This is a genomic window from Rhodoferax sp. XS2R6, assembly GCF_056521365.1.
Genome location: NZ_JBWMAY010000001.1, coordinates 1,287,450 through 1,307,896, shown reverse-complemented (window position 1 = coordinate 1,307,896; position 20,447 = coordinate 1,287,450). Strand labels below are relative to the sequence as shown.

Below are 20,447 nucleotides of genomic sequence, written 5' to 3'. Positions count from 1 at the left end.
TGAGGAAACAAAGATGGTGACCTGTTATTTGCGCTACGTGATCGACCCCTACAAGCTGGCCGAGTTCGAGCACTACGGCAAGCTGTGGATTCCGCTGGTGGAGCGTTTTGGTGGCCAGCACCATGGCTACTTCTTGCCGTCCGAGGGCGCCAACAATATCGCGCTGGCCATGTTCAGCTTTCCCAGCCTTGCGGCCTACGAGACCTACCGCCAGCAGTCGTTCCACGACGCCGAATGCCAGGCCGCGTTTCGGTATGCCGAAGAGACACGTTGCATCGTGAGCTACGAGCGCACGTTTTTTCGCCCGGTGTTCCGTTGAGTTTGATTTGCTATTAATTTAATAGCTGCTTGCGCATATTCCGCCTGGGCCAGAGCCCTAAAAGGCTTGAAATTCAGGCTTGCGCAGCCAGCCAGCGAGCGCAGCAGGGCGCGGTTGACCTCGTCGGCCTGCAGGTCGTGGGCGCGGCAGACATCGCGGATGACTTTGGTGTTGCCGCTCTCCAGGGCGCTGGCCGCTTCCAGCCAAGGGGCGTAGGGGCCGGTCTGGCCCAGGATGGCGGAGGCCACGCGGCCGGGCAGGGGCAGGCGGTGCAGGGCGGCGCCCAGGTTTTCGCCCAGCAACAGGTCCACCTGCGAAAAGATGCCGCACAAAAATACCTCGCGGCGCAGCTCGTCTTCAATGCCCGCATCGGCCAAGCGTTCCATGATGCGCGCGCGCAGCACGATGGCGGCGCGGATGGGTTGCAGGTTGGCGTCGCTGCTGGCGTGGGGCATTTGTTCCATGAGCCAGGCGCGCAGGCGGCTGTAGCCCAGGGTCATGAGGCCCTGGCGCACGCTGCCGATTTCGGTGCGCAAGGACAGGGCGGCGGAGTTGGCGTAGCGCAGAAAGCGGTAGCTCAGCAGCGGCTCGTTGCCCATGCGGTGTTCCAGCGCTTCCAGCGATTCGTCGGCGTCGATGGCATGCACCAGGTCCAGCAGCAGCTGGCGCGCGGGTTGGATTTGTTTGTAGCGGTAGCCGTAGAGCATTTCCTCGGTGGGCCAACCGGCCACGCCCCAGACGGCCTGGTGGTCCAGTGCGTGCTCCACCAGGGCCTGGCTGGCCAGACCTTCGTACAGGGCGCCGGGCACGATGGGCGATACCCAGGCACCGGGGCCGGCAGTGCCACCGTCATGGCTGCGTTGCAATGCGGCGCGTAGGGCGGCCAGGGCATCGTGCGGGGTGATGCTGCGCAGGGTTTTGTGAAACAGGCCCTGCAACTCGGCAGCCGGTGGCTGGCCCGCTTCGCCGCGCCAGAGCAGGCGCACCCCGCGTTGTTGGGCTTTACGCACGCGGCCCGCCAGCAGGGCGTCGCCCAGCCAGGCGTCGGGCACTTCCAGCCACAGGCTCTGGGCAGGGGTGTGGTCCAGCAGGTCGCTGAGCAAGGCGGGTGTGCGCACCACCAGGATCTGGGCCTCCAGGCTGGCGGGCCAGAGTTCGTGCAGGGTGTGCAGCAGGTGTTGTGCGTCCACCGCACCGCTGAGGTGGGGCTCCACCACCAGGCGCGTGGCGCAGCGCTGGCGCCACGCGTTCCACACAGGCTGGTAGCCCATGGTCACGCTGCCCAGCACGGAGTTGCTCATGGCTTATCCAATGAAGTTGAACAGCGACAGCTTTTGCACCTGGGCATAGGACTGCAGCGCGGCCGAATAGCCGGTCTGCTGGTTCTGGAAGTCGGCAATGCCTTTGATCATGTCCAGGTCTTCGGCGCGCGAGCGGTCGGCTTCCAGCTGGATGCTGCGCGACTCTTGGGTGGAGGTGATGCGGTCGGCGCGGTTGAGCAGGTCACCGGCTTGGCCACGCACGGCCGATACCCGCTCCATGCCGATGTCCAGATTGCCCAGCGCCTGGGCTACAGCTTGTGAGGCGGCGTTGGCATTGACGGCGGTGCCGATGTCGCGGATGGCGTCGTCCATGACGCTGAAGATGCTGGGGCTGGTGTCTATGGTGATGGCGTCGCCGGCCACGGGCAGGCCGTTCACGGTCATGGACAGGCCGGGCATGGCCGTGATGGTGAAGCTGGGCGCCAGGTTGGACGGGAAAGAGGCGGTCAGGCCCGACTGGGTGGGGCCGGCCACGGGTGGACCTTCGGCCACGCTGTAAGTGACGGTGGTGGTGCCAGCCACAGTAGACACGGCATCGATGGTGATGGAGTAGCTGGAGCCGTTGACCAGGGTGGGGTCGACCACCGTGACGGGGCCTGTTTGCAGCGTGCGGTCGGTCGGAATCTGGGACAGGGTGACGTTGTAGGCGCCATCGCGGCGGCCTTGCAGCATGAAGGCGCTCTCGCCATCCAGCGTGCCGGGAATGGCGTTTTCGCTGGCGGCGGCCTGGCCGGGCAGCCCCAGAAAGCTGTAGTCGGTGGGCGGCGAGTTGGGGCCGGCAAAAGGCACTTGGCCACTGCCCAGGGCGGCAAACAAAGGCAGGCCGTTGTTGTCTTTGCGGTTGGCCATGGTGAGCACCTGCTCGCGCAGGCCTTGCAGTTCCACGGCAATGGTGCGGCGTTCGGCGGCGGTGTTGTTGCCGTTGCCAGCCGACACGGTGAGTTCGCGAAAACGCTGCAGTGCGCTGGTAATGTCACCCAGCGTGCTTTCGGCCGAGGCGATGGAGTTTTTTTGTGCCTCCAGCGCGCGCTGGTCGGTGGCAATGCGGGCCAGGCGGGTGAGCGAGCGCTCGGCCTGGGCGGCGCCGGTGGGGTCGTCGCTGGGGCGCACCACGCGTTTGCCCGAGGTGAGGTTTTCTTGCAGGTCGGCCAGCTTGGTCTGGCGCGCCGTGAGGTTGCGCATGGCCAGGTCGTAGGTGTTGGCGGTGCCCAGGCGAGATAAAGAAGTGGCCATGGTGGTCGTCCTCCGGGGCCTCAGCGGTTGAGGCCTTGCATCAGGGTGTCAAAAATGCTTTGCGCGATCTGGATCATTTTTGCCGAGGCCTGGTAGGCCTGCTGGTACTGCAACAGTTTGGCAGCTTCTTCGTCCAGGTTCACGCCCGATACGCCAGTGCGGTCTTTCTCCAGGTTGGTGGCGATGGAGCTGGACACCTCGGCGGCATAGGCAGCGCTTTGGCTGCGGATGCCAATTTGCGAGATCAGGCTGGCGTAGCCGTCGGTCAGGGCGGCGCCATCGAACATGGCCATATCACGCAGGTTCATCATGGCGGTGGCGTTGCCTGCATTGAGCTTGTAGTCCACGCCGTAAGCCGGGTCTTTGATGTCGATGACGGTGAAGGTGTCGCCGGGCTTGGGCGAGCCTTGCAAGGTAAAGGTCCAGCCGGTCAGCGGATCGTTGTAGGTGGGCGGCAGCGTGGGGTAGTTGTTGGGGTATTCGGCCTCAATGGCCTGGCCCGGCGTGTAGGTGAACACAGTGGTGTTGGCCACCGGGGTTTCGTCGCTTCGGGTGTAGGTGTTGGTGCCGGTGAAGGTAAACACCACCGGCGTGGCCAGCGACATGGGCAGGGTGCGCGCGCTGATGGACACTTGCTTGAGGCTGCCCTGGTTGGTGCTGCCCATGGAGCCCGCAATCGGGCTGGCTACGGCCAGGTTGCGCGGGGTGGAGAACACGCTGTCGATATTGCTGGCCGAGGTGCTGAAGGGTTTGAGCAGGAATCGGTCGCCCACGTTGGGCGTGCCCGAGACGAAGATGTCCAGCCCATCCACATTGGCCAAGGCGCCGGAGGCGGGGGCGGGCGTTTGTGGAAAGCTGACCACCAGGCCGTCGGAACGGCGCGTGATGGAGCCCGAGGTGGCGGAGCTGAAGTTGATCTCGTAGTCCGACGCGGCGAACTTGCTGACGTCGGTGATGGCGAGGGTGAGGCCGCCGGTGCCGGTGTTCAGCGTGGCCGGAGGCACGGGCTGGCGAATGTTTTGCCCATTGAAGGTGGCCGGGGTGAACAGGTTGCCGCCAAAGTTGCCATCCAGGTCCAGGCCCAGTTGGTGTTGCGCGTTCATGGCGGTGCTCACGGCCATGGTCAGGCGCCCCAGCAGGTTGCGGCCTTCCACCAGGTCACTGTTTTGAAAGCGCAGCAGGCCGGCCACCTCGCCGCCGCCCAGCGCGTTTTCATCCAACACCACGGTGAGGCCGTTGCGGGTGATGGCGAGTTTGTTTTTCAGAGTGTCACCAAAGTCATCGCTCACGATGGAGACGGGCGACACCGTGGTGCCCAACACCAGGGCCTGGCTGCTGGCCAGAAAAATACCCACCGTGCCGTCATCGGCCGGGATGGAGGTGGTTTGCACGTACTGGTTGAGTTCGCGCACCAGTTGGTCGCGGCGGTCTAGCAGGTCGTTGGGCGGTTGGCCGGTGCCCTGGGCGCGGGCAATCTCGTCATTCACGTCGGCAATGCCGCGGGCCAGGGTGTTGATGGCGTCTGCCTTCTGGCGCAGCTCTTGGTCCACGCCCTGTTGCAGGTCGTCCAGCGCCTGCGAGGCGGCGCGCATGCGCGAGGCAGTTTCGTCCACCCGGGTCAGCGCCACGGTGCGGGCGGTCAGGTCGGTAGGGGCGCTGGCCACGTCCGAAAACGCGTTCAACATCTCGCTGATGGCGGCCCCCAGTCCGCTGGTGCCACCAGGGAAGATGCCTTCGAGCTGGCTGAGCTTGTCGGAGCGGGTGACGTCGGCCGACTGCACCGAGCTGGCCAATGTGGACTGGCGGGTCAGGAAGGCGCTGAAGTTGCGCTGGATGGTTTGCACATCCACGCCCTTGCCGATGTAGCCGCCACCGGAGAACTGGCCCTGCACCGTTTGCAGTGTGACGGTCTGACGCGAGTAGCCGGGCGTATTGACGTTGGCAATGTTGTTGCCTGCCGTCTGCAGCGCCACCTGGTTGGCTTGCAGTGCACGGGTGCCGATGTTGAGAATGCTCATGGTGGCGTCCGGTTACACCTGCAGGCGGCGCAGGTGCAGGGTGGTGTTGATGGCGCGGCTCAGCTTGGCGGCGTACTCGGGGTCGGTCGCGTAGCCGGCTTTTTGCAGGCCTGTCGCAAAGGCCTGGGCCGAGCCTGTTTGGGCCCGGGCTTTGGCGTAGCGGGGGCTCTCGGAGATCATGCGGGCATAGTCCTTGAAGGAGTCTTCATACGAGTCGTAGGCGCGGAACTTGGCCACCTGCTTCTGTGCCACGCCGTTGACGTATTCGGTGGTGGTGACCTCGGCGACCTTGCCAGTCCAGCTGGCGCCGGCCTTGATGCCAAACAGGTTGAAGGAGTTGCCGCCGCCTTTGGTCTTGATCTGGGCGCGGCCCCAGCCGGTTTCGTGGCCCGCCTGGCCCAGCATGAAACTGGCGGGAATGCCAGTGGCCTTTTCGACCTTGCTGGCTGCGTCGGAGTGCTGGCGTACAAAACTGGCCTGGCTCTCGGTGGGCGTGCGTTTGATCTTGACCGGTGGCAGGGTGGCATCTGAAGCCGTGGCCCGTGGGGCGGTGGACGGTGTGGCACTGCCCAGTGTTTGGGGGCGTATGGGCGTGGCGGCATCGGTGCCAGGTTCTGCGGTGATGCCCATTTGGCGGGTCAGCTGCTGCGCAATCAGGTCCGACAGGCCACCGGGCTGGCCGGACATGCTGACGGCCAGTTGCTGGTCCAGCAGGTCTTGCCCCAAGTCGCTGCCAGGGTTGTCCAGCATGCCGGATTTCATGGTGGCCTCGCGCATGCTTTTGACCAGCTCGCGCATGAACAGGGACTCGAATTGTTTGGCGGTTTCCTTGATGGCCTCGGGCGAGTTTTTGCCCGCTTGCAGCTTCAGGTTGCCCAGCGACTGGGTGTCTACCGCCAGGCTTTGCATGTTGCCCAGTGAAGGCGTTCCGAGACTGTTGCCGTAGCCCATGTCAGATGACCTCCAGCTCCGCGTTCAGCGCACCGGCCGACTTGATCGCTTGCAGAATGGCCAGCAGGTCTTGTGGTGTGGCGCCCAGTGAGTTGAGGGCCTTCACTACGTCGGTGAGCTGGGTGGCTGCGGGTAGCTGGATCAGCTTGCCAGCTTCCTGCTTGATGTCGATGTTGGCCTTTTCGCCGACCACGGTTTGCCCGCCCGACAAGGCATTGGGCTGGCTGATGACCGGGGTGGAGGACACGCTGATGGACAGGTTGCCGTGCGCCACCGCGCAGGGGCCCAGGGTCACGGCCTGGTTCATCACGATGGAGCCGGTGCGGGAGTTGATGATGACCTTGGCCGCGGCGATCGAGTTCTCCACGGTGAGTTCTTCCATCTCGGCAATGAAATTCACACGCTCATTCGGGCTGGTGGGCGCTTTGACCTGTACGGTGCGGCCGTCCAGCGCTTGGGCAATGCTGTTGCCAAAGCGGTTGTTGATGGACTGGGCCACTTTGCGGGCGGTCTGAAAGTCCGAGGCGCTCAGGCTCAGGTTGATGGTGGTGCCTTCCTGCAAGGCGGTGGGGACGCTGCGTTCCACCTGGGCTCCGTCCGGAATGCGGCCCGCGCTGAGGTGGTTGACTTGCACCTTGCTGCCGCCCGCGGCGGCACCGGCACCGGCCACGATCAGGTTGCCCTGGGCCAGGGCGTATACCTCACCGTCTGCGCCCTTGAGGGGGGTGGCAATCAGGGTGCCGCCCTTGAGGGATTTGGAGTTGCCGAGCGACGAGACGTTGATGTCCAGCATCTGACCTGGGCGCGCAAAGGCGGGGAGTTGGGCAGTGACCAGCACCGCAGCCACGTTTTTCATCTGTAGCTGGGCTTGGGACGCTGCGGTGAGCGTGAGGCCGAGCTGCTCCATGTAGTTTTTGAGGCCCTGGGTGGTGTAGGGCATCTGGGTGGTCTGGTCACCCGTGCCGTCCAGGCCCACCACCAGCCCAAAGCCGGTGAGCTGGTTGCTGCGCACGCCCTCGATGGAGGCGACCTCTTTGATGCGCGTGGCCATGGCCGGCCCGCTGCCTGCCATGACAAGCGCCACACACAGACCGCCCAGCCAGCGGCGGCCGGAGGTGATTGCTGTTGGGTTCCAGTGTTTCATGTGCAGAGTCGGTAACGGGGACGGTCCGACTGGACCTGTTACCCCTCGGCACTATTCTGGAGATCTTTAGAAGGGGCTAACGTTTAAAAAGAACCGGGATAACCAGCCAACTGTCTGGGCTTCGCCCTGGGCGCCACGACCCCGCGATTCAACGCGCACATTGGCCACTTGGGTGGAGCTGATCACGCTGCCGGGTTGCACCATGCGCGGGTCCACTGTGCCGGAGAAGCGCAACACATCCACGTTCTGGTTCACACCGATCTGCTTCTCACCGGTGACCACCATGTGGCCGTTGGGCAGCAGTTCCACCACGGTGGCGGTGATGGAGCCAGCGAAGGTGTTGGCGCTCTCCGTGCCACCCTTGCCCGAGAAGTTGTTGTTGGTGGTCGCCCCGACGTTGAATTTGGCCAGCCCGGAGAGGTCGTTGAACGGCAGTGCCGTGACGGCACCATCGACCGAGGTGTTGCGGTTGACGGTGGAGGTGGACTTCTGGCTGGCGGTTACGTTTTCCACAATCTGGATGGTGACGGTGTCACCCACCTGGCGTGCCCGTCGGTCTTCAAAGGCCGGGCGGTACGCCACGGTTTGGTACAGGCTGCCAGTGTTGGGCCGCGCTGCGACTTGTGTGGTGGCAGGGGCTGCCGCGACACGGGGCTCGGCAAAGTCCACGGTGACTTTTTGCGGCAGTTGCTGGCAGGCGGTGGTCAGTAGCACAACGGCAGCGGTCACGGCCGTGGTGCGCAGCGAACGCAGCGCGGTGCAGGCCTGGGGCGTGTGGGTCATGGCTTAACTCGCAGGGTTAGAGCTGGCCGAGCTTCTGCAGCATCTGGTCAGAAGTCTGGATGGCCTTGGAATTCATCTCGTAGGCGCGTTGCGTCTGGATCATGGTCACCAGTTCCTGTACCACGTTCACGTTAGACGTTTCCACAAAGCCTTGCATCAGGCCGCCTAGACCGTTCTCGCCAGCATTGCCGGCATTGGGCTGGCCCGAGGCGACGCTTTCGGCATACAGGTTTTGGCCCTTGGGTTCCAGGCCGGCGGGGTTGATGAAGCTGGCCAGGGTGATGGTGCCCACAGGTTGGGGCGCCGTGTTGCCGGGGACCTGAACGGTGACTTCACCGTTTTGCGCAATGGCCAGGCTGGTGGCATTGGCCGGTACGGTGATGCCGTTGAGCACGGGCAGCCCGCCCGAGGTGACCAGGCGGCCCTGGTTGTCGAGCTGGAAGGCGCCATCGCGGGTGTAGCCCACGGTGCCGTCGGACATGGTGACCTGGAAGAAGCCGTTGCCCTGGATGGCGACATCCAGGTTGTTGCTGGACTGCTGCAGATTGCCCTGTGAGAAGGAGCGGCTGGTGGCGACCGTGCGTACGCCCAGACCGATTTGGAGGCCGGTGGGAAGGACCGCCTGTTCATTCACGGCGGTGCCAACCTGGCGCAGGTTTTGGTACATCAGGTCTTCAAACACCGCGTGCGATTTTTTGAAACCGTTGGTGGACACGTTGGCCAGGTTGTTGGAAATGACATCCAGCTGCATTTGCTGGGCTTCCATGCCGGTTTTGGAGATCCAGAGCGAGTTGATCATGTTATGTCTCCTGTAGAGCCGCCTCAAAGGAGGCATGCGCCCCCTTGGGGGGCAGCGAATGTGAATGAGCGCGGGGGTTCACAGCTTTTCCTGGTGGTTTAGCCTTGCAGGCTCAGCAGTTGGCCGGCTGCGCGGTCGTTGGATTCGGCGGTTTGCATCAGGCGCATTTGTGCTTCGAACTGGCGGGCGGTCTGGATCATGCCCACCATGGCTTCGATGGCGTTGACGTTGGACCCTTCCAGCATGCCGGGGTGTACGCGCGCGGTGTCTTCGGTGTTGAGCGGTTCACCGGACAAGGCGCGAAACAGGCCATCGTCTCCGCGTTTGAGCGGGTCTTCGGCGGTGGGTACCACCAGCTTCAGGCGGCCCACGCTGTTGGCGGGCTGGTTGCCAATCTTGGCGCTGATGTTGCCGTCTGGGCTGATGCTCACATCGGCCCCTGCCGGGACGGTGATGGCCGAGCCGTCACTGGAGAGCACTTGCAGTCCGTTGCCCGTGGTCAGCACACCTTCGGGATTCACTTCAAAGTGGCCGTTGCGGGTGTAAGCCTCGTTGCCGTCCAGGCCTTGCACCGAGAACCAGGCGTCTCCCAGTGCCATGGCATCGAGGGCGCGGTCGGTACGCATGGCGGGGCCGGGTTTGGTGGAGTGCCCGGCCGATGCTTCCAGGGCGAAAACCCGTGTGGTGGCCCCCTCTCCACGCAATGGAACGGCGCGGTAGGTGGCCAGCTGGGCCCGAAAGCCGTTGGTGGAGACATTGGCAAGGTTGTTGGACAGGACCGCCTGGCGGTTCGCAGCCGCATTGGCTCCCGTCATCGCCGTGTAGATCAAACGGTCCATGGTGCGTTAGCTCCGGTTAGCGCAGGTTGACCAGGGTCGACATGATCTGGTCCTGCGTCTTGATGGTCTGGGCGTTGGCCTGGTAGTTGCGCTGGGCGGTCATCATGTTGACCAGTTCGGCGGTCAGGTCGACGTTGGAGTCTTCCAGCGCGCCAGCGCGCAGCTCGCCAAACTTGCCGATGCCGGGCTCGCCCAATACGGGTTGTCCGGAGGCAAAAGTCTCCACCCAGTTGCCACCGCCGGTAGGGGTCAGGCCTTGCACGTTGCGGAAGTCTGCCAGTGCAATCTTGCCCTGCGCCTGGCTTTCACCGTTGGAGTAGCGGGTCATGATGACGCCCGAGGGATCGATGCTGATACCGGTCAGTTCGCCAGCGGTATAGCCATCTTGCGTCAGGTTGGACACGGTGAAGGCCGTGCCGTATTGCGTGGCGCCGCTCAGGTCCAGCGTGGCGTTGAAGGGGCCGATCGCCACGTTGGGCGAGGTCAGTGTCAATGTCTGTGGTGCGGCGGGGGTAACCAGGCCACCGTTGACATCGAATGTCATCTGGAACAGGCTGCCCGCGGCCACAGTGGTCAATTGAGGATCTGCGCCATAAATACCGGTACCTGCTGCGGCAAACGTGGCCCGCTGGTCTGGGCCAGGGTTGGCGGTGTTCCAGGTGGTGTTGGCGTTGTGCGTGGCGTAGGTGGCGGCGTTGGTAGCCAAGGCCGCTGTGCCTGCCGCCAGGGTGGTGGAGTCAAAGACCTCCCAGGTATCGGTAGCGACGGCGGGGTTGGCGGTCAGGTCAGGTCCGGTTTTGACAAAGTACAGGCTCACTGGGACTTCCACACCTTGGGAGTCAAAGGCGGTGAGGGAGGTGCCGTAGGTGCTGATAGGCGTGGGCGGGGTGACGCTTGCTGCGACGCGTGCACGGGCATCCAGGTTGAATTCAGCCGTGATTTCCGTCGTAACTTGTGCCGGAATGGGGGCGCCTGTGGGGATGGAGATGATTTGCGGGGTCACGCTGGTGGCGTTGCCCAGCAAGTCGGTGGGGTAGCCCATCACGTTGGCGCCGGTGTTGGTGAGGATGTTGCCATCGCGGTCCAGCTTGAACTGGCCATCGCGGGTGAAAGCGGTCGATCCGTCGGGCATGGTGACCTGGAAGAAGCCACCGCCGTTGATGGCGACATCCAGGCTGTTGCCGGTGATGTTGATGTTGCCTTGTGAGAACTGCTGTGCAATGGTGGCCACCGACACGCCGATGCCCGCACCTTTGGAGGCGCCACCGGCGGCACCCAGCGATGACGCCACCAGGTCGGCGAACTCGGCGCGGGACGATTTCATGCCGACAGTGTTGGCGTTGGCGATGTTGTTGCCAATCACGTCCAGACTTTTGCTGGAGGCGTTCAAGCCGGAGAGACCTGTTTGAAAGCTCATGGTGTTTCCTCTGGGGTGCGGTTGGTGAGAGTTACAGAATCGACTTGACGTCGGTGTAGGCCACGGCGTTGCGGCCTGCCAGTTCCAGCGTCATGTTGCCGTTGCTGGACCCGACGGCCACTACCGTGTCATGGGCCAGCGCCGTGTTGGTGACGGCGACGCCCTTGAGTGTGGCCGTGACCTTGAAGGTGGGGGCGCCCGTGCCTTGGTAGGTGGATGCATCCCACCGGAAACCATGCATGCCAGCGTCTTGGGCGCCCAGTTCGAACTTGTCGAGCACCTGCCCGCCAGGGGACAACACTTGCACGGTCACCTTGTCCGCCTTGGTGGCCAGGTCTACCGCACCCGCTGCCACACCATCCTTGATGGTGAGGGTGTTGGACTCGATCAGCACGCCTTTGCCCACCAGCGATGCGCCCTGCAGCACCTGCATGGCGCTGAACTGGGTGGACATGCTCTTCATGGTGTCGTTGAGCTGCTGGATGCCCGAGACCGTGTTGATCTGCGCCATCTGGCTGGTCATCTGGGCGTTGTCCATGGGGTTCATGGGGTCCTGGTTGTTCAGCTGGGCCACCAGAAGTTTCAGGAAGCGGTCTTGCTGGGCGGCCGCGTCGGTTTGTTTGCTGGTGCTGCTGGTGTTGACCAGTGCGTTGACATCGGTGGAGGAGCTGACGCTGGTAACCATGGTGGTCTCCTGGTTTATTGACCCATTTGCAGGGTCTTGAGCAGCAGTGTCTTGGCTGTGTTCATGACTTCCACATTGTTTTGGTAAGAGCGGGAGGCAGAGATCATGTTGACCATTTCTTCTACCGGGTTCACGTTGGATTGGGTGATGTAACCCTCCGCGTCCGCTGCGGGGTGCATGGGGTTGTGCACGCGTTTGAAGGGCTCGTTGCTCTCTTTGATGGAGCTGACCTTGACGCCCGAGGACGCCGGGGATTCCATGGGAACGGTTTCAAAAATAACCTGGCGGCTTTTGTAGGCTTGCCCATCGGGCCCTGCTACCGCGTCGGCGTTGGCCAGGTTGCTGGCAACCACGTTCAGACGCTGGGATTGCGCGCTGACCGCGCTGCCAGACACATTGAAGATAGAAAACATGGACATGGTGGGCCTCGTGGATCAGGTGGTCGCTTCATTGCCCCTGGATGGCGCTCAAGATCGTCCGGGAAGAGCCGTTAATAAAGCGAAGGGTGGCTTCGTAGCGCACCGAGTTGTCAACAAAACTGGCCCGCTCGCGGTCCAGGTCCACACTGTTGCCATCCATGGCAGGTTGGGTCTGCACGGTGTAGTCGAGTTTGCCGCTGCCGCCAGAGCTGTCTGCTGCGCTGCTGGGCAATGGAATGTGGCGGGTGTGGGTGGTTCCCGCAGAAGTCATGCTTTGGCTGGTGCTGGGGGCCAGTGTCATGCCGGAATCACCCAGGGCCTGGCCCATAGCTTGTTTGAAATTGATGTCGCGTCCGGTGTAGCCGGGCGTGTCGGCGTTGGCAATGTTGCTGGCAATCACCCGCTGGCGTTCGGCGCGCAGCACCAAAGCTTTCGATTGAAAGTCCAGGGCGTTGGTCAGATTGGCGAACATGGCATACCTCAGCGAAGAGCGTCCTTGCACTACGGGTGTAGGGCTTGGGGCGTGCGGCAATTATGGGAAAAGCTTGAATTTTTTAGACGCGGAATAGCGGGGTGAATGGGGCATATTTGCAGCCCTCGTGTTGGGTGTTGCTACCTATAGTGATGGCCTGAGGTGTCCCGCCCCCGTCGTAGTGCGGGGCGGCACACAGGTTCCACTCTGGAGTTCACCATGCCGCTTTTTTCTGTGCTCAAACACCATGCCTTTGCGCGTGGTTTGGGTGTGTTTGCACTGGCCTGTGCCGGGCTGCCTTGGGCGCAGGCGCAGGATGCAAGTCTGGAAGCCTTGCGGCTTGAGGCTCAGCGCTGGGTGAATGAGGCGGTGCAGAAGTCGCAGCCTCCCGGCGCGAATCTGCGCATGCAGGCCGAAGTCGGGCCGCTGGACAGCCGCTTGCGCTTGGCGGTGTGCGGCAACATCGAGCCACATTTGCCAGCAGGGAGCCGCTTGTGGGGGCGCAGCCGTGTGGGCCTGCGTTGTGTGGACGGGGTGACGCGCTGGAACATTAGCTTACCCCTGGTGGTCAAGGCGACCGGAAAAGCCTGGGTCATGCGTGGCCATGTCGCTGCGGGTGCGATGGTGACGGAGGCGGACGTGATGGAGTCCGAGGTGGACTGGGCTGAAGACGCCAGTCCGGTGCTGGCTGATCGCACGTTGTGGGTGGGGCAAACGGCGTCGCGCTTGCTCAGTACCGGGCAAACCCTTCGGCAGGGGATGGTCAAACCGGCGCAGGTATTTCAGGCCGGGGCCTCCGTGCGGGTGCTGGCACAGGGGCCTGGTTTTCAGGTCAGCAGCCAGGCCCAAGCCCTGTCAGCCGGCGTTGTGGGTCAGTTGGCCCGCGTACGGATGGAAAACGGACGCGTCGCATCGGGTGTGGTACTGGATGTACGCACAGTCAAAATTGAGCTTTAAGCGGCTTTATTTGTGCAAAAAACCCTAAAGTCAGTCATGATGCGGCCGATAACTACTGTACGAGGCTACGCCTACCGTAGTTTTGGAGAACGCGATGAAAATAGGTCAACCCCCAGAAATCCCCGCTTCCGTGTCGCCCACGGTGTCTGGTGCCGCCCAAAAAGCAGCCCAAAACGCCAATGCGAGCACTGCTGCTACCAGCAAAGCGACACAAAGCACTCGCGCGGCGGGCGTGGCCGTGACCGTTTCCACGTTGGCCCGTTCGCTGGAGAAAACCGAGCGCAGCGAGTCGGCAGACATCGACACCCAGAAAGTGGCAAGCGTGAAAGCCTCCATCCAGGATGGCACCTACGTGGTCAACGCCGAAGCCATTGCCGACAAATTGTTGTCCAACGCGCAGGAAATGCTGAACCGCTCCGCGCGGTAAACAGGACCTGCGCACTCATTGAAGTGCGAGGTACCTGATATGTCACAACCCACCCTGAAAACCACGCTCAGTGCGCTTGAGTCGCAGCTGGGTCTTTTGTCGTTGGCACTGAAAGACGGCGCGGTCGACGACATGGCGCTCCAGGCCCAACAGTTCCAGTCGCTGGTTGTGGAGGCCAATGCCTTGTTGGCGCCGTGGAAACCTTTGGGTGCCCATATGCAAGAGGTCGACGCGGCCCGTTTGCGTGCCTTGGGCGCGGGGCTGGCCCGGGTGAGGGAGCACATGCTGCGTCGCCAGGCGCTGGTGGAGCAGGCGCTGCATATGGTGGTTCCTGCCTTGCACACCCCGGTGTATGCCGCCGCCGCTGGGCCATACGGTCGCGGAACCCAATCATCCGGACGATTTCAGGCATTCAGCGCCTGAGGTGGCCGCGCTCAGTGGGAGCGCATCTTGGCCCGCAAGCGGGCGATGGATTGGCTGTGCAGTTGGCAGATGCGCGACTCTGTCACCTCCAGCACAGCAGCAATTTCCTTGAGGTTCATGTCCTGCTCGTAGTACATGCTCATGATGTACTGTTCACGCTCGGGTAGCGTCTTGATGGCCGCCACCAGCGATTCCCGCAGCCGCTGGTCACGCAGCATGTTGAGGGGGTCTGCATCGGAATCGGCCACGTGCCGGTCCAAAAAGGTGTCGTCATCGTCATCGCGACGTGACATATCTTCCAGGTAGACCAGCTGCGTTCCACGGACCTTGCCCAGCAGGCTTTGGTAGTCGGCCAGGCTCATGCCCAGCTCCGCCGCAATTTCTGACTCCGCAGGGCTGCGGCCCAATTTGTGTTCCAGGCGGCGCAGGGCCACTTCAATTTCTTTTTGGCTCTTGCGTGAGCCGCGCGACATCCAGTCGTTTTCACGCAGCTCATCGAGCATGGCGCCGCGAATGCGCTGCGTGGCAAAGGTCTCGAACTGAACCCCTTGTGACGCTTCGTACCGGGTCAATGCATCAGACAGTCCGATCAGACCGACTTGGATCAAGTCGTCCACCTCGACGCTGGGTGGCAGTTTTGCCATCATGTGGTGGGCCAAACGCCGCACCAGGGGCTGGTACTGCTTGATCAGCGCGCTGCGGTCTAGCTGGCCTTTGGCGGTGTACATCAATGTCTCCCCACCAAGCGGGCACTGCCCAGGTGTGCTGCGCCAGATGCGGGCGCCCAGGCAGCATCTAAGGGCATGGCGTTTTCTAGCAGGCCCAAAGCCAGACGCTCGGTGCTGGCGCTGGGGCGGTCATCTGCCCCGGGCGCGGGGATCGTGAATGCATTCACTTCGTAATCCAAAAAATACTTGGCGTAGTCACGCAAGCCGTTGCTCGCAGTCTGTATGCCAAGCTGTGAGGATACGGCATGTGGGGCAGGGAGCACATTCACAATAGTAGGCTCAAGCCTGCCTTTGAGCAACAAACGCTTGAGCGCCAAATAGCTGGTTAGCAGCGAGGCCTTGGCCGTTGAGACGGTCAGGACAGGCCGCACCGAGCTGCCTGTGAGCAGGGGAACCAAGGATTGCGCTGTGCTGTAAACAATAACTACGCTTTCATGCGGGAACATCCAGCCGGTATCGGTCAGGGTCTGGCTGTGGGGCGCCTGTTTATGAGCCAGAGACTGCAGTCCCCAAGCCGCGGGAATAACACTCCAAGAGGGCGCGTCTGATAGCGCATCGGGGGCATGGCTGTAGTCCAGCAACTGTTCCAGCCCGGGGTTGTCGGTGCTCTCGCGCACGGTGCCGTCCAGCACGACAACGGGGTACCCAAAACCTACCAATGCGGCGCACAGGCGCAAAAGCAAGGGCAGCTCTGCCTGTTCGTCGCCATGCGCGACCATGGCCATGAGCTTGGGGCTTGGCGTCACCGCCAGGTCCAACAAGCCTGCTGCTTGGTTGCTGGGGCGTTCAAGCATCCATGCGCCCCTTGGCTGCACCCTGGCTGCTGCTGGCGGGCTGGCTGAAGAAAAAGCCCAGGTCGCTGACCTTGGGGTCGTAGGCCGAGATACCTGCGGTGCGCATGGACATGCGCACCAGCTTGGCTGCCACTGCGGACTCCCAGTCTTCCGGAACCCGCTGGCCTGTGGTGATGCCGCGCAACAGCAACTGGTGGCGAATGGCGGCGTCAATGGCGGGGCCCAACTTCACGGCTTCGTCAATCTTGGAGAAGATGGCTTGCTGTGAGGTGTTGGTTTTGAAGCAGTTGACGGCCTCGTCCAGCGTGTCGCCATGGCCACCGGCGTTGAGTACGAGCAACCGTTTGATGGCGGGCAGGTCCAGCAGTTCCATGAGTTCGCGTTTGCGTGGGTCCCGCGGCGCGATGCCGGTGGTGTCGATGAGCACCATCTTCTTGTTCGACAGCAGGCCCAACAGGTCTTGCAGGGCCGCTTTGTCGTGTGCCAAGTGGGCTACCACGCCCAGCATCTTGCCGTAGGCGCGCAGCTGTTCGTGGGCGCCTACGCGGTAGGTGTCCAGGGTGATGAGCCCCACACTGCCGGGGCCGTGGGTACGTGCGCACAAGCCCGCCAGTTTGGCGGCGGTGGTGGTTTTGCCTACACCCGTGGCGCCGATCAGGGCAAATACGCCACCCTCTTCGTGCAGGGCTGGCGTTCCCGCATCGGTACGCAGGTTACGTTCTAGTACATCCATCACCCAGCGCACCGACTCCGCCGCATCCATATCCTCTGGCATCCGTTCCAAGATAGCGCGCGCCAGGGTTGGGGAGTACCCGGCGCGAATCATCTTGAGCATCATGTTGGACTGGATGGGGTTCTGGCGCGCCTGTCCCAGCCAAGTAAGGGTGTTGAAACGGTCTTCAATCAGTTCCTTCATGGCATGGAGTTCATCCATCACGCCTTTGCTCACGGCTGCGGTGGCGGGCAGGGTTTGGGGTTTGCGCACGGCAACTGGCCTGGGTGCGGCTGGTGCCACATCAACGGCAATGCGCTGTGTCAGCGCTGGGGGGCGCGGGCGCTCCGGGGTTGCTGGCGCTGGAGCTGGCAGGGTTTCCGGGGCTGCGCCTTGTCCCGCTTCATGCCGGCGGCGCAGCATGCGCTCGCGCACATAGTCCTGAAAAGACAAGGTGCTCATGGCCAATTGCTCTGCGTCTTCTTCCACCTTGCTCGCGACCTCTTGGTAGCTTGCGGGTGGGCTTGGGCGGCGCTGTGCGGTTTGGGGTTTGCCGGATGCCGGCGCGACTGCGCGATCCAGGCTGGCCAAGGTGTCCTCTGCGGTCGCGACCACTTCCACGCCATGCTCAGTGGGACGGTTGGACAGGATCAGCGTGCCCTCGCCAAAGGCCAGTCGGGCCTTGGCCAAGGCTTCGCGGGAGGTTGCGGCGGTAAAACGTTGGATGTTCATGGTGTGGCACCTCGGAGAATCGGACCAATGCGGATGGTGTGGGTTTCAGGAATTTCGCTGTGGGCCAGCACTTGCAGGCGTGGCGCCACACGGCGCACCAGGCGCGAGATGGCGCCGCGGATGGGGTCAGGTACCAGCAGACAGGCGGGGACACCGATTTCTTCCTGCTTGAGCGCGGTTTCTGCTGCGGTACGGGTCAGCATGTCGGCCACCCCGGGGTCCAGTGCAGGACCGGAGGCGCTGCCCAGGGCCTGTACCAGCAGGCGCTCCAGGCCTGGGTCAATGGCAATCACGTTGAGCTCCCGAGTCGGACCGTAGATTTGTTGCACGATGGCGGGCGACAACGCAATACGCACGCGTTTTGCCAGCTCGACCGGGTCGGTGGTCGCAGTCGCGTGTTCGGCAATCGATTCGATGATGGTCCGGATGTCGCGGATGTGCACCGATTCGTCCAGCAGCAGCTGCAATACTTTTTGGAAAACTGCGACCGAGACCATTTTAGGTACGACTTCTTCGATCAGTTTGGGGGCCAGTTTTGCCACGTGTTCCACGAGTTGTTGTGTCTCTGTTCGGCTCAGCAACTTGGAGGCCTGAACTTGCATCAAGTGTGACAAATGGGTGGCCATGACAGTCTCGGAATCAACCACCGTAAATCCCGCCATTTGCGCCGCTTCCTTCTGGCGTTCGTCGATCCAGTGGGCGGGCAAGCCAAAGGCGGGGTCGGTGGTGGCAGTGCCTATCAGCGGGGTGGTAATGCCGCCGGGGTTGATCGCCAGGTACATGCCGGGAAACGCCTCGCCTTCACCCACAATGACGCCGCGCAGGGTAATGCGGTAGGCACTGGGTTTGAGCTCCAGGTTGTCACGCACATGGACGGCAGGGGGCAGGAAGCCCACTTCTTGCGCAAACTTGCGGCGTACACCTTTGATGCGATTGAGCAGGTCACCTTGGCGGGTTTTGTCGACCAGTGCAATGAGGCGGTAGCCCAATTCCAGTCCCAGCTGATCCACGGGTTGCAGGTCATCCCAGGACGCTTCACCGTCACCCACGGGCGGCGGTGCCTGGGTCTGTGGATCCACGGGAATCGGCTTGTGGGCCAAGACCCAGGCGCCATAGGCCAGCACTGCGGCAATGCTCAAAAACACCAAGTGCGGCATGTTGGGAATGATGCCCAGGATGAACATGATGACGGCTGTGACACCCAAAACCTGGGGCGATACAAACATCTGCCCGACAATCTGTTTGCCGATGTCCTTGTCCTTGCCCACGCGCGAGACCACCATGGCCGCAGCCACCGAGATCAGCAGGCCAGGGATCTGGGCAACCAGAGCGTCACCAACCGCCAGCAGGATGTAGGAGTTGGCCGCCTGGCTGGCGCTCAGGTCGTGTTGCAGGATGCCGATGGCGAAGCCGCCAAAGATGTTGATCAGCAAAATCAAAATGCCGGCCACCGCATCACCGCGTACAAACTTGGATGCACCGTCCATGGAGCCAAAAAACTCGGCCTCTTCGCCAATTTCGGCGCGGCGGCGTTTCGCTTCCTTTTCGTCAATCAGGCCCGCGTTCAGGTCTGCATCCACCGCCATCTGCTTTCCGGGCATCGCGTCCAAGGTAAAGCGGGCTGACACTTCGGCAATCCGCTCGGAGCCTTTGGTCACCACCACAAAGTTGATCACGACGAGAATTGCAAAAACGATCAGACCGACTGCAAAGTTGCCGCCAATCAGAAAGTGGCCAAAGGCCTCAATCACGGCACCGGCGGCACCCGGTCCGGTATGGCCTTCGAGCAGCACCACCCGCGTAGAGGCCACGTTGAGCGACAGGCGCATCAAGGTTGTGAGCAACAGGACTGACGGAAAGGCGGCAAAGTCCAACGGGCGAACCATATAGGCTGCCACCATCATCACCATCAGCGCCACGGCGATGTTGATGGTGAAAAATGCATCCAACAACAGAGGTGGCAGGGGCAGCACCATCATGGCCAGAATGGCCACGACCAGCATGGGGGCGGCTGCACCCTGGAAGGCGGTGGAGTTATTGCCCAGCCACTGTTGCAGCGATTTGATTTGCGCGTTCATGCGGTGGTCGCCTTCAGGGTGTTGGACTGGGGATCCAGTTCAGGGGGGACATAAGGTTGGGGCACGTCCTGCGGCATGCTGCCTTCGCCGCGCAATGCGACACGCACGCGGTAGACATAGGCAAGCACTTGCGCCACGGCGGTGTAGAGCGCGGAGGGGATGTCCTGGTCCAGTTCTGCGTTGGCATACAGTGCGCGGGCCAGCATGGGGGACTGCAGCACTGGCACCGAATGTTGCTTGGCCACATCCCGGATCTTCATGGCCAGTAGGTCGGCACCCTTGGACACCACCCGAGGTGCATGCATGGTTTTCTCGTCATAACGGATAGCCACCGCAAAGTGGGTGGGGTTCATCACCACAAAGTCGGCTTTGGGTACGGCATTGACACTGCTCCTCTGTGCCAGTTCGCGTTGTTTCTGGCGAATCTTGCCTTTGAGTTGCGGGTTGCCATCGGATTCCTTGCTCTCTTCCTTGACCTCTTGGTGGGACATCTTCATCTGGTCTTTGTGCAAGAAGGACTGCAGCGGCACGTCCACCATTGCAGCAAGAAAAACCACCAGCAACAGCAAGCCGACGCCCCCTGTAATCCATTGGGTCATGTGTGCGATGGCGGCACTCGACGGTTGGCGGATCAAGGAGGCCATGGTTTGCAGGCCGGAGTTCAGAAACCAAGTCGCAATCGCAAACAACACGCTGGTGATCAACAGCATCTTGAGCGTGTCAAGCATCTTTTTCTTGGTGAACATATTGGCCAAGCCGGACAGCGGGTTGAGTCGGCTGAAATCTGGCATCAGGGGCTTGAGGCTGTTGACCCAGCCGCCCGATGCCACCGCTGCCAGGATGGCCGCGGCCATCACAATGGCTGCGAATGCCACGCAACCGGCAAGCCCGATGGTGGAGGCCTCGCCCAATCGCTGCAACATGCTGCCGGGGCGCATGACGGTGGATGCATCAAAGGACAATTGCTGTCCCATGCTGCGCTTGAGGTGGTCAAAAAGGATGGGGGCCAGTACCAGCACGGCCATGGCGCCAGAACCGAGCACCGCTAGATGCGAGAGGTCTTGCGAGCGACCGACTTGGCCGTCATCACGCGCTTTTTTAAGCTTGCGCTCTGAAGCGGGTAGGTTGCGGTCTTGGCTGCCTTGGTCCATGGTGAAGAAGCTCTCGGGTTCTCACCATTGTCGCGACCGACTTC

21 protein-coding genes are annotated in these 20,447 nt (G+C 62.4%); 4 read left to right on the top strand and 17 right to left on the bottom strand.

What is annotated here, in order from left to right; translation table 11 throughout:
* The first annotated feature begins 13 nt into the window (after nucleotides 1-13).
* Nucleotides 14-319 carry an NIPSNAP family protein gene (locus tag AC097A_RS06225; RefSeq protein WP_479620139.1) on the top strand — a complete coding sequence of 102 codons (306 nt, stop codon included), beginning with the start codon at nucleotides 14-16 and terminating at the stop codon, nucleotides 317-319.
* Here AC097A_RS06225 and AC097A_RS06220 read toward each other — a convergent pair.
* The 12 genes from AC097A_RS06220 to flgB all read right to left on the bottom strand — a co-directional run bounded on the left by AC097A_RS06220 (nucleotide 283) and on the right by flgB (nucleotide 12,401).
* A complete protein-coding gene (locus AC097A_RS06220; RefSeq protein WP_479620138.1) occupies nucleotides 283-1,620 on the bottom strand; it encodes an HDOD domain-containing protein in 1,338 nt (445 codons plus the stop codon). The genes AC097A_RS06225 and AC097A_RS06220 overlap by 37 nt on opposite strands.
* 3 nt (nucleotides 1,621-1,623) lie before the next feature.
* Complete coding sequence (flgL, locus tag AC097A_RS06215) at nucleotides 1,624-2,874, bottom strand: flagellar hook-associated protein FlgL (RefSeq protein ID WP_105261449.1); 1,251 nt, start codon at nucleotides 2,872-2,874, stop codon at nucleotides 1,624-1,626.
* Nucleotides 2,875-2,894: 20 nt separating this feature from the next.
* Entirely contained in the window at nucleotides 2,895-4,892 is a 1,998-nt protein-coding gene (flgK, locus tag AC097A_RS06210) for a flagellar hook-associated protein FlgK (protein ID WP_105261448.1), read from the bottom strand.
* A 12-nt stretch (nucleotides 4,893-4,904) separates the two neighbouring features.
* Nucleotides 4,905-5,843 (bottom strand): flagellar assembly peptidoglycan hydrolase FlgJ, encoded by a 939-nt coding sequence (flgJ, locus tag AC097A_RS06205; protein ID WP_479620137.1) that lies wholly within the window; start codon nucleotides 5,841-5,843, stop codon nucleotides 4,905-4,907.
* Between the two features lies 1 nt (nucleotide 5,844).
* Nucleotides 5,845-6,987, bottom strand: coding sequence for a flagellar basal body P-ring protein FlgI (locus AC097A_RS06200; RefSeq protein ID WP_479620136.1), 1,143 nt, complete (start codon nucleotides 6,985-6,987; stop codon nucleotides 5,845-5,847).
* 66 nt (nucleotides 6,988-7,053) lie between these two features.
* A complete protein-coding gene (locus tag AC097A_RS06195; protein ID WP_105261445.1) occupies nucleotides 7,054-7,770 on the bottom strand; it encodes a flagellar basal body L-ring protein FlgH in 717 nt (238 codons plus the stop codon).
* Between the two features lie 16 nt (nucleotides 7,771-7,786).
* The gene (flgG, locus tag AC097A_RS06190; protein WP_105261444.1) at nucleotides 7,787-8,569 is read right to left on the bottom strand and encodes a flagellar basal-body rod protein FlgG; all 783 of its coding nucleotides are present in this window, start codon (nucleotides 8,567-8,569) and stop codon (nucleotides 7,787-7,789) included.
* Nucleotides 8,570-8,667: 98 nt separating this feature from the next.
* Nucleotides 8,668-9,408, bottom strand: coding sequence for a flagellar basal body rod protein FlgF (locus AC097A_RS06185; RefSeq protein ID WP_105261443.1), 741 nt, complete (start codon nucleotides 9,406-9,408; stop codon nucleotides 8,668-8,670).
* A 16-nt stretch (nucleotides 9,409-9,424) separates the two neighbouring features.
* The gene (gene flgE, locus AC097A_RS06180; protein WP_315847786.1) at nucleotides 9,425-10,825 is read right to left on the bottom strand and encodes a flagellar hook protein FlgE; all 1,401 of its coding nucleotides are present in this window, start codon (nucleotides 10,823-10,825) and stop codon (nucleotides 9,425-9,427) included.
* 31 nt (nucleotides 10,826-10,856) lie between these two features.
* Nucleotides 10,857-11,510: a flagellar hook assembly protein FlgD gene (locus tag AC097A_RS06175; protein WP_105261441.1), complete on the bottom strand. Its 654-nt coding sequence runs from the start codon at nucleotides 11,508-11,510 to the stop codon at nucleotides 10,857-10,859.
* A 14-nt stretch (nucleotides 11,511-11,524) separates the two neighbouring features.
* A complete protein-coding gene (gene flgC, locus AC097A_RS06170) occupies nucleotides 11,525-11,929 on the bottom strand; it encodes a flagellar basal body rod protein FlgC (RefSeq protein WP_105261440.1) in 405 nt (134 codons plus the stop codon).
* A gap of 28 nt (nucleotides 11,930-11,957) precedes the next feature.
* The gene (gene flgB, locus AC097A_RS06165) at nucleotides 11,958-12,401 is read right to left on the bottom strand and encodes a flagellar basal body rod protein FlgB (RefSeq protein ID WP_105261439.1); all 444 of its coding nucleotides are present in this window, start codon (nucleotides 12,399-12,401) and stop codon (nucleotides 11,958-11,960) included.
* A 219-nt stretch (nucleotides 12,402-12,620) separates the two neighbouring features.
* On the opposite strand from flgB, the gene flgA reads away from it, so the two are divergent.
* From flgA to AC097A_RS06150, 3 genes are all read left to right on the top strand, one after another.
* Complete coding sequence (flgA, locus tag AC097A_RS06160) at nucleotides 12,621-13,358, top strand: flagellar basal body P-ring formation chaperone FlgA (protein ID WP_479620135.1); 738 nt, start codon at nucleotides 12,621-12,623, stop codon at nucleotides 13,356-13,358.
* Between the two features lie 94 nt (nucleotides 13,359-13,452).
* Complete coding sequence (flgM, locus tag AC097A_RS06155) at nucleotides 13,453-13,785, top strand: flagellar biosynthesis anti-sigma factor FlgM (protein ID WP_105261437.1); 333 nt, start codon at nucleotides 13,453-13,455, stop codon at nucleotides 13,783-13,785.
* A gap of 39 nt (nucleotides 13,786-13,824) precedes the next feature.
* Complete coding sequence (locus tag AC097A_RS06150) at nucleotides 13,825-14,208, top strand: hypothetical protein (RefSeq protein WP_105261436.1); 384 nt, start codon at nucleotides 13,825-13,827, stop codon at nucleotides 14,206-14,208.
* 11 nt (nucleotides 14,209-14,219) lie between these two features.
* Here AC097A_RS06150 and AC097A_RS06145 read toward each other — a convergent pair whose 3' ends face one another.
* The 5 genes from AC097A_RS06145 to AC097A_RS06125 are packed head-to-tail and all read right to left on the bottom strand — an operon-like array spanning nucleotide 14,220 to nucleotide 20,403.
* Nucleotides 14,220-14,936 carry an RNA polymerase sigma factor FliA gene (locus tag AC097A_RS06145; RefSeq protein WP_105261435.1) on the bottom strand — a complete coding sequence of 239 codons (717 nt, stop codon included), beginning with the start codon at nucleotides 14,934-14,936 and terminating at the stop codon, nucleotides 14,220-14,222.
* Nucleotides 14,936-15,730: a hypothetical protein gene (locus AC097A_RS06140; RefSeq protein WP_479620134.1), complete on the bottom strand. Its 795-nt coding sequence runs from the start codon at nucleotides 15,728-15,730 to the stop codon at nucleotides 14,936-14,938. Before AC097A_RS06140 ends, AC097A_RS06145 begins: the two co-directional genes overlap by 1 nt.
* Nucleotides 15,723-17,174 carry a flagellar biosynthesis protein FlhF gene (flhF, locus tag AC097A_RS06135; protein WP_479620133.1) on the bottom strand — a complete coding sequence of 484 codons (1,452 nt, stop codon included), beginning with the start codon at nucleotides 17,172-17,174 and terminating at the stop codon, nucleotides 15,723-15,725. The genes AC097A_RS06140 and flhF overlap by 8 nt, the downstream gene beginning before the upstream one ends.
* Nucleotides 17,171-19,252 carry a flagellar biosynthesis protein FlhA gene (flhA, locus tag AC097A_RS06130; RefSeq protein WP_105261432.1) on the bottom strand — a complete coding sequence of 694 codons (2,082 nt, stop codon included), beginning with the start codon at nucleotides 19,250-19,252 and terminating at the stop codon, nucleotides 17,171-17,173. Before flhA ends, flhF begins: the two co-directional genes overlap by 4 nt.
* Nucleotides 19,249-20,403 carry an EscU/YscU/HrcU family type III secretion system export apparatus switch protein gene (locus tag AC097A_RS06125; protein ID WP_479620132.1) on the bottom strand — a complete coding sequence of 385 codons (1,155 nt, stop codon included), beginning with the start codon at nucleotides 20,401-20,403 and terminating at the stop codon, nucleotides 19,249-19,251. The genes flhA and AC097A_RS06125 overlap by 4 nt, the downstream gene beginning before the upstream one ends.
* Nucleotides 20,404-20,447: the final 44 nt, after the last annotated feature.

Bases quoted from the DNA above. Each gene is read 5' to 3' on its own strand.
- AC097A_RS06175 (WP_105261441.1), bottom strand. From the start codon at position 11,510: ATGGTTACCAGCGTCAGCTCCTCCACCGATGTCAACGCACTGGTCAAC.
- flgG (WP_105261444.1), bottom strand. From the start codon at position 8,569: ATGATCAACTCGCTCTGGATCTCCAAAACCGGCATGGAAGCCCAGCAA.
- flgE (WP_315847786.1), bottom strand. From the start codon at position 10,825: ATGAGCTTTCAAACAGGTCTCTCCGGCTTGAACGCCTCCAGCAAAAGT.
- AC097A_RS06220 (WP_479620138.1), bottom strand. From the start codon at position 1,620: ATGAGCAACTCCGTGCTGGGCAGCGTGACCATGGGCTACCAGCCTGTG.
- flhF (WP_479620133.1), bottom strand. From the start codon at position 17,174: ATGAACATCCAACGTTTTACCGCCGCAACCTCCCGCGAAGCCTTGGCC.
- AC097A_RS06185 (WP_105261443.1), bottom strand. From the start codon at position 9,408: ATGGACCGTTTGATCTACACGGCGATGACGGGAGCCAATGCGGCTGCG.
- flgC (WP_105261440.1), bottom strand. From the start codon at position 11,929: ATGTCCATGTTTTCTATCTTCAATGTGTCTGGCAGCGCGGTCAGCGCG.
- flgM (WP_105261437.1), top strand. From the start codon at position 13,453: ATGAAAATAGGTCAACCCCCAGAAATCCCCGCTTCCGTGTCGCCCACG.
- flgK (WP_105261448.1), bottom strand. From the start codon at position 4,892: ATGAGCATTCTCAACATCGGCACCCGTGCACTGCAAGCCAACCAGGTG.
- flgA (WP_479620135.1), top strand. From the start codon at position 12,621: ATGCCGCTTTTTTCTGTGCTCAAACACCATGCCTTTGCGCGTGGTTTG.
- flgL (WP_105261449.1), bottom strand. From the start codon at position 2,874: ATGGCCACTTCTTTATCTCGCCTGGGCACCGCCAACACCTACGACCTG.
- AC097A_RS06125 (WP_479620132.1), bottom strand. From the start codon at position 20,403: ATGGACCAAGGCAGCCAAGACCGCAACCTACCCGCTTCAGAGCGCAAG.
- flhA (WP_105261432.1), bottom strand. From the start codon at position 19,252: ATGAACGCGCAAATCAAATCGCTGCAACAGTGGCTGGGCAATAACTCC.
- AC097A_RS06195 (WP_105261445.1), bottom strand. From the start codon at position 7,770: ATGACCCACACGCCCCAGGCCTGCACCGCGCTGCGTTCGCTGCGCACC.
- flgB (WP_105261439.1), bottom strand. From the start codon at position 12,401: ATGTTCGCCAATCTGACCAACGCCCTGGACTTTCAATCGAAAGCTTTG.
- flgJ (WP_479620137.1), bottom strand. From the start codon at position 5,843: ATGGGCTACGGCAACAGTCTCGGAACGCCTTCACTGGGCAACATGCAA.
- AC097A_RS06140 (WP_479620134.1), bottom strand. From the start codon at position 15,730: ATGCTTGAACGCCCCAGCAACCAAGCAGCAGGCTTGTTGGACCTGGCG.
- AC097A_RS06145 (WP_105261435.1), bottom strand. From the start codon at position 14,936: ATGTACACCGCCAAAGGCCAGCTAGACCGCAGCGCGCTGATCAAGCAG.
- AC097A_RS06200 (WP_479620136.1), bottom strand. From the start codon at position 6,987: ATGAAACACTGGAACCCAACAGCAATCACCTCCGGCCGCCGCTGGCTG.
- AC097A_RS06225 (WP_479620139.1), top strand. From the start codon at position 14: ATGGTGACCTGTTATTTGCGCTACGTGATCGACCCCTACAAGCTGGCC.
- AC097A_RS06150 (WP_105261436.1), top strand. From the start codon at position 13,825: ATGTCACAACCCACCCTGAAAACCACGCTCAGTGCGCTTGAGTCGCAG.